Here is a 10269-nt window from a genome sequence, read left to right on the forward strand (position 1 = left end):
ACCTACCCCTGCCCCCGGAGGCCAACCATGACCACCCCTACCACCCGCATTCTGACCGTCCTGCTGGCTCTGGGCCTGACTACCGCCGCCGCGCAGACGGACGCCACCAAACTGACCCTGGCCAGCGCCGTGAGCCGCGCCCTGGCGGGGGGGCCGGACGTGACCACCGCCCGCGCCAACCTGCAAAAAGCGCAGGCCAACCTGCGGGCGGTGCGCGCGGACCCCACCAGCATCATCACCACGCTGACGCAGGCCGAGCAGGACAACGCGGCGGCAGCCGTCACGCTGGACGGCACCAAGTTGAATGTGGCGCAAACCGTGATCGGGCAGTATCTGGCCGCCTACGAGGCGAACGGGCGAATTGATCTGAACAGCGCCCAGGCAGCGCTGGACAGGCGCAACCTGCAAATCGCGCAGGCGCGGCTGGCCGCGAAAGTAGCCACGCAACTGGACGTGAACCGCGCCCAGACCAGCCTGAACAGCGACACCCAGGAACTGGCCGACGCACAGGCGCAGCTTCCGGTGCTGAAGTCGCAACTGGCCCGCTCGCTGGGCCTGCCCACCGGGACGGCCCTGACCCTGGCCGATCCACCCGCCCCGCCCAAGCTGGACGCCAGCCTCGCCACGTTGCAGGCGGGACTTGAAAAACGCCTGCCGTCGCTGAGCCAGGCCAGCAACGGCCTGAGCCTCGCGGCCTTGCAGGTCAAGCTGGCGGACAACGACTACACGCCCACCCGCACGCTGGAAGACGCCCGCACGGCCCAGGCCAACGCCCAGCGGGGTCTGGACGACGCGGTGAAGGCCGCCGGAACCGGGGTGCGCGACGCCTACCGTGCAGTGCAGAATGCCCAGGAAGGCGTCGACATTGCCCACCAGCAGCGCACCAACGCCCAGACCACCCTCAGTCAGGCCCGCGCCCGCCTGAAGGCCGGGACCGCCGCCGCCGTGGAAGTGCAGCAGGCCGAGGTCCAGGCCGCTCAATCCGACTTTGCCGTAACCCAGGCCAGTGACGGACTGTGGAAGGCCCTCGCGGCGCTGGGGGCGGCCTCCGGCGTGGACGTGACCGGACTGGCAAAATGAACTGGACTGGTCAAATAAGCCGAACTGGTCAAATGAACTGGACTGGCAAGATGAAGCAGGTGCTGCCTCTGCTGGTCCTGACCACCCTGCTGGCAGGTTGCTCGCGGCCCGGCCAGGATGCCAAGCCCCAGGGCAACGATCTGAACACCGCCCCGGCCAAGACCACCGTTCTGAAGGTGCAGACTGTTACCGCAAAGCAGGGCACGCTAAGGGTGCAGCGCAGTTCCAGCGCCATCATCACGGCGCAGAAGGATTCCCAGGTCGCGACCCAGAGCGGCGGCACGGTCACGCGCCTGCTGGCCGACGAGGGTGAGCAGGTGGGCACAGGCGCGGTGGTGGTGCAGCTCGACGACACGCAGCAGCGGCAAGCGCTGGAAAATGCGAAGTTGCAGGTCCAGCAGGCGCAGATCAACTTGCAGCAGACCCAGAACTCCACGGCCAACGCGGGCGCGTCACTGACCTCCGCCGTAGCGTCCGCCGAGGCGACGCTGGCCCAGGCGCGGCAGAACGCGCAGAGTGCCGAGACGTTGTACGGACTGGGCGGCATCAGTCTGGCGGACCTTCAGGCGGCGCGGGCCACGCTGGCGCAGGCGCAGTCGGGCCTGTCCTCGGCCCGCAACAATCTGGAACAGAACGGGCGCAGCGCGCAGGGCAGCGTGCCCCTGCAACAGGTGGCCCTGGAAACCGCGCAGGAGGGGGTCAGGCAGGCCGAGGAAAACCTGGCGCGCACGGGGGTCAGGGCACCCTTCGCCGGAACGGTGGCCAGCATCAGCGCCAAGGTCGGCGAATTTGCCGCGCAGGGCACCGCCGTCTTCCGGCTGGTGGACCCCGGCAGCATCCGCGCCAAGTTCAACATTCCCAGCAGCGACGCCTTCGCGCTGGCCGACGGGACCAAGCTGAATCTGGGCTACGGCGGCGTCAATTATGTGGCGACAGTTCAGGGCAGTCCCGGCATTGCGGGCGCTGACCGGCTGGTGCCCATTACCGCGCGCGTGCAGGGCGGCGAGAAACTGCCGGTGGGCGCGGCGGCCCAGGTGCGCTACCGCGCCGATCTGGGCCAGGGTGTGCTGATTCCCAGCAGCGCCGTGCAGGTGGACGGCGGCGAGAACGCCGTATTCGTGGCGGTGGACGGTAAGGCTGAGCGCCGGGTCGTCACGGTCATCGCCGAGTCCGGCGGCCAACTGGCGGTTTCGGGCGTGGACCCCGGCCAGTCGGTGATCGATCCACTGCCCGGCAGCCTTCAGGACGGCGCGGCCATCGCAGTAGACACGGGCGCTAAAGATGCCGCCAAACCCGTGGAGAGTGCGCCATGAGTACCCACGAATCCGGGGACCTGAACGCCCCACGCGGCACGCTGCCCGACGGCACGCCGGAGCCGGTGATCAATCCCTTTGTGCGCTTCAGCGTCCGCAACTATGTCTTTTCCATCGGCATTTTCGTGCTGGTGGCGCTGCTGGGGCTGGTCTCAGTGTTCCGGCTGGGCGTGGAACTGCTGCCCAATTTCGAGGTGCCGATCCTGGCGGTCAGCACCTCCTACGCGGGCGCAAACCCCGATCAGGTGGACCGCGAGGTCAGCCGCCGCATCGAGGACGCGGTCAGCACCCTGGCCGGGGTGGTGGACATCAACACCACCTCCGTGAGCAACCAGTCGGCGGTTGTCATCACCTTTGCCGACAGCACCGACATCGATTCGGCGGCCAACAGCGTGTCGCAGGCGGTGGCCGCCATCCGGGGTTCCCTGCCCAACGGCGCGGACGCTCCGGTGGTCCAGAAATTCGATCCCAACGCCACCCCGATCCTGTCGCTGGCCCTGCTGGGCGGCAGTGCCAAGCCCGACGACGTGACTTCCTACGCCGAGGACACCCTGGTGCCCCGGCTGGAACGCGTCGAGGGCGTGGCCGACGTGCGTCTGTCAGGCGGGCCGGAACGCAAGATCCAGGTACTGCTGGACCCCACCCGCCTGCAAAGCTACAACCTGACGCCCGCGCGCGTCACCGGGGCCATCAGCGGCTCGGCGCTGGACCTGCCCGCCGGAACGCTGACGCAGGGCGGCAACACCACAGGATTTAGCACCCGCAACACCCCGCGCAACGCCGCCGACGTGGGACGCATCATCGTCGATCCGGCCACCGGGCTGCGCGTGGCGGATGTGGCCAGTGTGCGCGACGGCAGCGCCTCGCCCACCTCGTTCGCGCGGGTCAACGGTCAGCCCGCCGTGCTGCTCTCGGTGCGAAAGGCTTCGGGGACCAATTCTGTGGCCGTGACCGACAACGTGCTGGCCGCGATGAAAGCCCAGCTCCTGCCCCAGGGCTACAGCCTCAAGCTGGCCAACGACACCACCCGTGAGACGCGCGCCACTGTCTCGGACACCTTCAAGGAATTCCTGATCGCGGTGGCTGCCGTGGGCCTGATCTGCCTGCTGTTCCTGGGCCGCCTGAACACCGTGTTTTCGGTGATCCTGGCCATCCCGATCTCGATCAGCGCCGCGCCCCTGCTCTTTGGGCTGCTGGGCTTCACCTTCAACATCATCTCGCTGCTGGCGATCATCGTGGCCATCGGCATCGTGGTGGACGATTCCATCGTGGTGGCCGAGAACGTGCAGCGCTACCGCGACATGGGCTACGGCCAGGTCCGCAGCGTGCTGCTGGGGGCCAGCGAGGTCTTCTCGGCGGTGACCGCCGCGTCGTTCTCGCTGCTGGCCGTGCTGATCCCGCTGAGCTTCTTCCCCGGCATCCTCGGCCAGTTCTTCAGTCAGTTCGGGCTGGGCATCGCCGCCGCCATTACGCTGTCGTGGCTGGAAAGCCTGCTGTTCCTGACCGTGCGGCTGGCCTACACCGCCGAGGCCCGCAGCGTGAGCTGGGCCGAGCTGCCCCCCATCGTGGCCCGCCTGCCCGAGCTGTTCCGGCGCACGCTGGCCGGAGTCAAAACAGTGCCCGGCGTCCTGGCCCTGATCCTGGGCGGCGCGGTCACGGGGCTGGCCCTCTCGGGCACGGGCCTCCCCCTGCCCGTCAAATTGATCCTGGCCGCCTTGCTGGCCCCCGTCGTCTGGACGCTGGTGCGCTATGTCGTCACCGTACTGTACGCCTTCCTGGAAGCGCTGACCGGCACGTTGCACGGCGTCACCATCCGGGGCGTGACGGGCGTCGCCCGCGCCTATGCCCGCAGCCTGGGGAACGCCCTCAAGCGGCCCTGGATCGTGATGTTGGTGGCCCTGGCCTTCATGGGCAGCGTCGTGCTGATCGCGCCGAAACTGGGCTTCGCCTTCGTGCCGCAGACCGACAGCGGCATCCTGAACGTGGACCTGACGCTGCCGGTGGGCACCGATCTGGCCACCACCAACGCCGTGACCCGCCAGATCGAGGACAAACTGCTCGCCCGCAAGGAGGTCCGGCTGGTGCAGACCAGTGTGGGCAGCGGCAGTCTGGTGGGCGGTAACAGCGCCAACGCCTCCAGCCTGACCCTGACTCTGGTTCCCAAGGAGGAGCGCCAGGGACTGGACCTGCTGAGCGCCGAATACCGCAAGCTGCTGGCCCCACTGGTGGCGAACCGCCCCGGCGCGGAGCTGACGGTGGCCTCGCAACAGACCGGACCCGGCGGCAGCGCCGACATGACGCTGGCCCTGACCGCTCCCAATCAGGCGCTGCTGCTGGAGCGCAACCGGGAGGTCGTGCGCCTGCTCCGCAAAGATCCCAACATCCGCACGGTCAAGAGCAGCCTGAGCGCCACCACCCAGGAACGCACCTTCATTCCCGATCCCAACCGACTGTCCGGCACCGGCCTGAGCGCCAGCGATGTGGCCCAGGCGCTGCGGACCTACAACGACGGCTCGGTGGCAGGCAGCGTCCGCGACGGCGATCAGAGTGTGGACATCGTGGTGCGGCTGGACCCCTCGCTGATCCGCGACGAGCAGAGCCTGCTGTCGCAGACGGTCTACTCGCCCGCCCTGAACGCCAACCTGCCTCTCAGCGGGCTGGGCACCTTCCAGGTGGCGCAGGCCCCGGCCACCCTGAGCCGCCTGAACAAGGCCTACACCGCCACGCTGGACATCAATCTCACGCAGGGCGGCCCCAACCCGTTCGCCTATCAGGCCGTGCTGGAAAAACGGGTGGGCGACGCGGGCCTGCTGAAAGACAGCGTCACCCTGGGCAACGCCAGCGCCTTCGGCAGCTCGGGCCTGACCGGCGATCTGGTGTTCTTCGGACCGATCATCATGATCAGCTCGATCCTGCTGACCTATCTGGTGCTGGGCAGCCAGTTCAACTCATTCCGCTACCCCATCTACCTGCTGCTGCCCGTGCCGATTGCCATCGTGGGCGCGCTGTGGACCCTGGGCCTGTTCGGCGTGAATCTGGACGTGATCACGGTGCTGGGGATGGTGGTCCTGCTGGGCCTGTCCACCAAGAATTCCATCCTGTACCTGGAATTCGTGACCGAGCGCGCCCGCAGCCTGCCGCTGAGGGAGGCGCTGATCGAGGCCGCCGAACTGCGTTTCCGCCCGATTCTGATGACCACCCTGACCGTGCTGGTGATCAGTATTCCGCTGATCCTGGGCCAGGGCGACGGCGCGGAGTTCCGCCGGGGCCTGGGCATCGTGATCCTGGGCGGCGTGGTGACCAGTACGCTACTGACCTTCTATGTGGTGCCCACCGTGTTCTGGCAGTTCGAGCGCCGACGTCTGAAGCCGGATGCTCCCGTGCAGATGGGCGGCACCCCCGTCCCCGGCGACTGATCCGCCGACCCAGTAAAAAGCCCCCTCCGAAAGTTGGAGGGGGCTTCCACTTTGTCGTTTACCCGCCCAGATAACTGGCCGTCAGTTCCGGGTTCTGTGCCAGTTCGCGTGCCGGGCCGCTGAGCTTGACCTCCCCAGTTTCCAGCACGTAGCCGCTGTCGCTGATCGCCAGACTGGCCCGCGCGTTCTGCTCTACCAGCAGCACGGTCACGCCCTCGGCCTGAAGCTGCTTGACGATTCGCAGGATGTCACGCACGATCAGCGGCGCGAGGCCCAGCGACGGCTCGTCCAGCAGCAGCAATCTGGGCTTGCCCATCAAGGCCCGGCCAATCGCCAGCATCTGCTGCTCGCCGCCCGACAGCGTGCCCGCCAGTTGTTTGCGGCGCTCTAGCAAACGCGGAAAGCGCTCGTAGACGTGGTCCAGATCGCCGCGCCACTTCTGCTGACGGCGGCTGTACGCGCCCAGCGTCAGGTTGTCGGCCACGCTCATGGAGGCAAACAGGTCACGCCGCTCCGGCACCAGACTGATGCCGCGTGCCACACGGGTTTCCAGCGGGATGCCGCGCAGGGACTGGCCCTCGTAAAGCAGATCGCCCGTGCTGGGCAGAATGCCCATCACCGAGTTCATCAGCGTGGTCTTCCCTGCCCCGTTCGCCCCGATCACGCTGACGATGTGCCCAGCGGGAACGTCCAGCGACACGCCGCTCAGCGCCTCCACGCGGCCATAGCGGGTGTGCAGGTCACGGACCTCTAAAAGCAGATCGGAAGTCATGCCGCGCCCTCCTCTTCCATGTCCACGCCCAGGTAAGCCTCACGCACGTCCGCATTGTCGCGCACCTGTTGCGGGGAACCCTCGGCCAGTTTCTCGCCGTAATTCATGACCACCAGACGGTCCACCAGCCCCATCACCAGATCCATATCGTGTTCGACGAGCAGCACCGTGACCCCCTCGTCGCGCAGTTTTCTGAGCAGGATGATCAGCTCGGCCTTCTCGCCGTAGCGCAGTCCGGCGGCGGGTTCGTCCAGCAGGAGCAACGTGGGATCGGCCACCAGCGCGCGGGCGATTTCCAGCACCCGCTGCTGCCCCAGCGCCAGATTGCCCGCCAGCGTGAATGCCTGCGCGCCCAATCCGACACGCTCCAGTTGACGCAATGCCTCGTGTTGCAGGGCCGCCTCCTCCCCGCGCTCCAGATGCAGCAGGCTGCGGACGATTCCGGCCTTGCCGCGCGCGTAGCCGCCCATCATCGTATTTTCCAGCAGCGTCAGATCGGGCAGCAGGTGGACGTGCTGAAAGGTGCGGCTCAGGCCCAGGCGGTGAATCTGTCCTGCGCTGCGGCGGCTGATGTCCTGACCCATGAAGGTGATCTGCCCCGAAGTGGCTGGATTGACGCCAGTAATCAGGTTGAACATGGTGCTTTTGCCCGCGCCGTTGGGGCCGATCAGCCCCAGGATTTCCCCGGCGTTAAGCTCGAAGGAGACGTCGCCCACCGCACGCAGGCCGCCAAATTGCTTGACCGCGTGCTGAACGCTGAGAAGCGGCGTACCGGGTGCGGGTTTGGGGCGTGGCGAGAGCTTTCCACGCTCTGGCAGAATCTGAATTCCCTCCTGTGGCAACAGGCGTTCGAGGAGCGGCCACAGCCCCTGCCGCGCGAATTGCAGCACCAGAATGACCAGCGCCCCGAACACGATGACCTCGAAGTTGCCCTGCTGGCCCAGCAGACCGGGCAGGATATCGCGCAGTTGCTCACGAATCTGGGTGATCAGGCCCGCGCCCAGCACGCCGCCCCACACATGCTGCGAGCCGCCCACCACGGCCATGAACAGGTATTCGATGCCCGCCTGCAAACCGAACGGGGTGGGGTTCACGAAACGCTGGCTGTGCGCGTAGAGCCACCCCGCCAGCGCGGCCATCAGCGCCGAGAGAACGAAAACCTGCACCCGCAGGCCGAAGGCGGACACACCGAATGCCTCGGCCACCAGCGGTCCCGAACGCAGCGCCCGCATGGCCCGGCCTGTACGGCTGGACAGCAGAAACTGTGCGCCCAGCGCCACCACTCCCAGGCAGACCAAGGCCAGATACGCGAAGTTACGCGGCGAGGTCAGTTCCAGACCAAAGACAGAAATCGGCGGTATGTCGGTCAGGCCGGTAAAGCCGCCCAGCGCCGGGGTGTTGCCGAACACGTAGAACAGACTGATGCCCCAGGCGATTGTTGCCAGCGGCAGGTAATGGCCCTGCATCCGCAGCGTCAGCAGACCCAGGAACCACGCGACCAGACCCGTGACCAGCAGCGAAACGGGCAGCGACAGCCACGGATTCCAGCCCATCTGCGCGGTCAGCACGGCGGTGGTATAGGCTCCCACGCCCATGAACGCCGCCTGCCCGAAACTGGTCAGTCCCAGAATGCCGGTCAGCAGCACCAGTCCGGTGACGACGATGGAAAAAATCAGGATGTTGGTCAGCAGCGTGACCTGAAAGAGTGGCAGTAGTAGTGGCAGCGACAGAGCAATCAAAACAGCAGCGATGCTCAGTCCAAGCCGTAAGGAGAATTTGGGCGCGGTCATTCCTCGTCCTCCGGGATATGACGGGTGGTCAATGAGCGCCACAGAAGCACGGGCAGAATCAACGTGAACACGATCACTTCCTTCCAGGCCGAGAGGCTAAAGGACGCGAAGCTCTCGATCAGGCCCACCAGAATCGCCCCCGCCGCCGCCAGCGGGTAGCTCACCAGCCCACCGATAATCGCGCCCACGAAACCTTTGAGGCCGATCAAAAAGCCGCTGTCGTAGGTCACGGCCACGCTGGGGCCAATCAGCACGCCTCCCAGCGCCCCGATGAGTGCGGCCAGCGTGAAGGTCAGCATCCCTGCCGAGGACGGACTGATCCCCACCAGCCGCGCTCCGAGGCGGTTCACGGCGGTAGCCCGCAGCGCCTTGCCGGGCATGGTGCGCTCGAAGAACAGGTACAGCCCCAGCATCAGCGCCGCCGAGGCCACGATCACCAGAATGCTCTGCCAGCTCAGCGTGACCTGTCCCAGCGTCAGATTGCCCTCGAAAAAGGCTGGAGTGCGGGAACCTTCCGGGCCGAAGAAAACGAGGGCCAGCCCGGTTAGTACCAGATGCAGGGCGACAGAAGCGATCAGCAGCACAAGAACCGTGGCGTTCTGAAGCGGCTGATAGACGACGCGGTAAAGAAGCGGACCGAGCGGCGCAACCAGTCCCAGGGTCAAAATCACCTGGACCCACAGCGGAGCCTTGAGCGGGGCCAGCCAGCCGGTCAGCGCCCAGATGCCCACGCCCAGCAGCGCCGCGACTCCCACCGTCATCAGGCCGCGCCGCGTCTGTCCGTTCCTGATCAACGAGAAGGCTTCCATCACGGCGGCAATGCCCAGCAGTGCCAGCACCAGCCACAGCGTTCCCGGCGTGCGGCCCAATTGCAACGCCGCCAGGGTCAGCGTGCCGAAGACCACGAATTCGCCTTGCGGAATAAAAATCACACGCGTCACGGCGAACACCAGCACCAGCGCCAGCGCCAGCAGCGCGTACACCGCCCCGTTGGTCAGTCCGTCCGCCGCCAGAATCGGGAAGATGGTGGGGTCAAAGATCTGCATCTGGCTCCAGATCGGCCCGCGCAAGTTTGCCTAACACTCGTTTGGTTGTCATTGCCAGCCACCATACGGAGTTTGGGGCGGGTGGACAAGACGGACAAGCAAATTGGATGTGTCAAAAAATCGAGCTGGATCTCCAGTCAATTTTCCCCAGACGAACCAAAGCACGGACATCACAGGCGACTTGACTGGGCCAGAGGGTCCAAAAATAGGTTAAAATAGCCCTAAAGATCGGCTAGGACGACGTTTTCTAATTATACATACAAATGCATAGAATTTGGTCTCTCAGAATGGCAGCAGGAAGGCCGTTAAGACCCTGGCAGAATGCTGATCGGACAGAGAGACGTGAATCTCCTGGCAGGACACTCCACAACCCTCTGGTGAGCGCACAGGGGGTTTGGTGAGGTGGAGCGGGACTGTTAAGCCTCTGAAAGTCCGCTTTTGGCCCATTTCGTGAGGTCTGGGGAAATGGGCCAGCCGGAAATGGGCCGAGCGTGCCTTGATGATGATCTTTTAGAGCTTTTAAAAGCTTTTAAAAAGATTTGATGATCATCATCAGGGGCAGCGGGCAAAAGCCCAGAAACACGGCGTTTTTTGGATTTTTCGCCTGAGTAGTCCGGTACTTGTAAGACCGAATCGCCTGAGTAGTCCGGTAGTTTTGGCCCCAATCGCCTGAGTAGTCCGGTACTTGTAAGACCGAATCGCCTGAGTTGTCCGGTAGTCGAAACTGCCAATCGCCTGAGTAGTCCGGTACTTGTAAGACCGAATCGCCTGAGTAGTCCGGTAGCTGTAAGAGGTCAATCGCCTGAGTAGTCCGGTACTTGTAAGACCGAATCGCCTGAGTTGTCCGGTAGT

General features: G+C 65.4%; 7 protein-coding genes. 3 read left to right on the forward strand and 4 right to left on the reverse strand.

Annotation, left to right across the window (positions count from 1 at the left end; all coding sequences use genetic code 11):
* Positions 1 to 27: 27 nt before the first annotated feature.
* From BOO71_RS07860 to BOO71_RS07870, 3 genes are read left to right on the forward strand one after another with little or no spacing between them, the layout of a single operon-like run.
* Entirely contained in the window at positions 28 to 1080 is a 1053-nt protein-coding gene (locus BOO71_RS07860; protein WP_075831399.1) for a TolC family protein, read from the forward strand.
* A 50-nt stretch (positions 1081 to 1130) separates the two neighbouring features.
* The gene (locus tag BOO71_RS07865; RefSeq protein WP_075831403.1) at positions 1131 to 2393 is read left to right on the forward strand and encodes an efflux RND transporter periplasmic adaptor subunit; all 1263 of its coding nucleotides are present in this window, start codon (positions 1131 to 1133) and stop codon (positions 2391 to 2393) included.
* Complete coding sequence (locus BOO71_RS07870) at positions 2390 to 5809, forward strand: efflux RND transporter permease subunit (RefSeq protein WP_083653217.1); 3420 nt, start codon at positions 2390 to 2392, stop codon at positions 5807 to 5809. Before BOO71_RS07865 ends, BOO71_RS07870 begins: the two co-directional genes overlap by 4 nt.
* Positions 5810 to 5867: 58 nt before the next feature.
* On the opposite strand, the gene BOO71_RS07875 is transcribed toward BOO71_RS07870, so the two are convergent.
* The 4 genes from BOO71_RS07875 to BOO71_RS28265 all read right to left on the reverse strand — a co-directional run.
* Positions 5868 to 6581, reverse strand: coding sequence for an ABC transporter ATP-binding protein (locus tag BOO71_RS07875; protein ID WP_075831400.1), 714 nt, complete (start codon positions 6579 to 6581; stop codon positions 5868 to 5870).
* Entirely contained in the window at positions 6578 to 8371 is a 1794-nt protein-coding gene (locus BOO71_RS07880) for a branched-chain amino acid ABC transporter ATP-binding protein/permease (RefSeq protein WP_075831401.1), read from the reverse strand. The genes BOO71_RS07875 and BOO71_RS07880 overlap by 4 nt, the downstream gene beginning before the upstream one ends.
* Complete coding sequence (locus BOO71_RS07885; protein ID WP_075831402.1) at positions 8368 to 9417, reverse strand: branched-chain amino acid ABC transporter permease; 1050 nt, start codon at positions 9415 to 9417, stop codon at positions 8368 to 8370. The genes BOO71_RS07880 and BOO71_RS07885 overlap by 4 nt, the downstream gene beginning before the upstream one ends.
* Before the next feature lie 529 nt (positions 9418 to 9946).
* Positions 9947 to 10269: hypothetical protein (locus BOO71_RS28265; protein ID WP_217694863.1), on the reverse strand; the 323-nt coding region annotated here is incomplete at its 5' end.

The sequence above is a fragment of the Deinococcus marmoris genome, from assembly GCF_001949125.1.
Taxonomy (GTDB): Bacteria; Deinococcota; Deinococci; order Deinococcales; family Deinococcaceae; genus Deinococcus; species Deinococcus marmoris_A.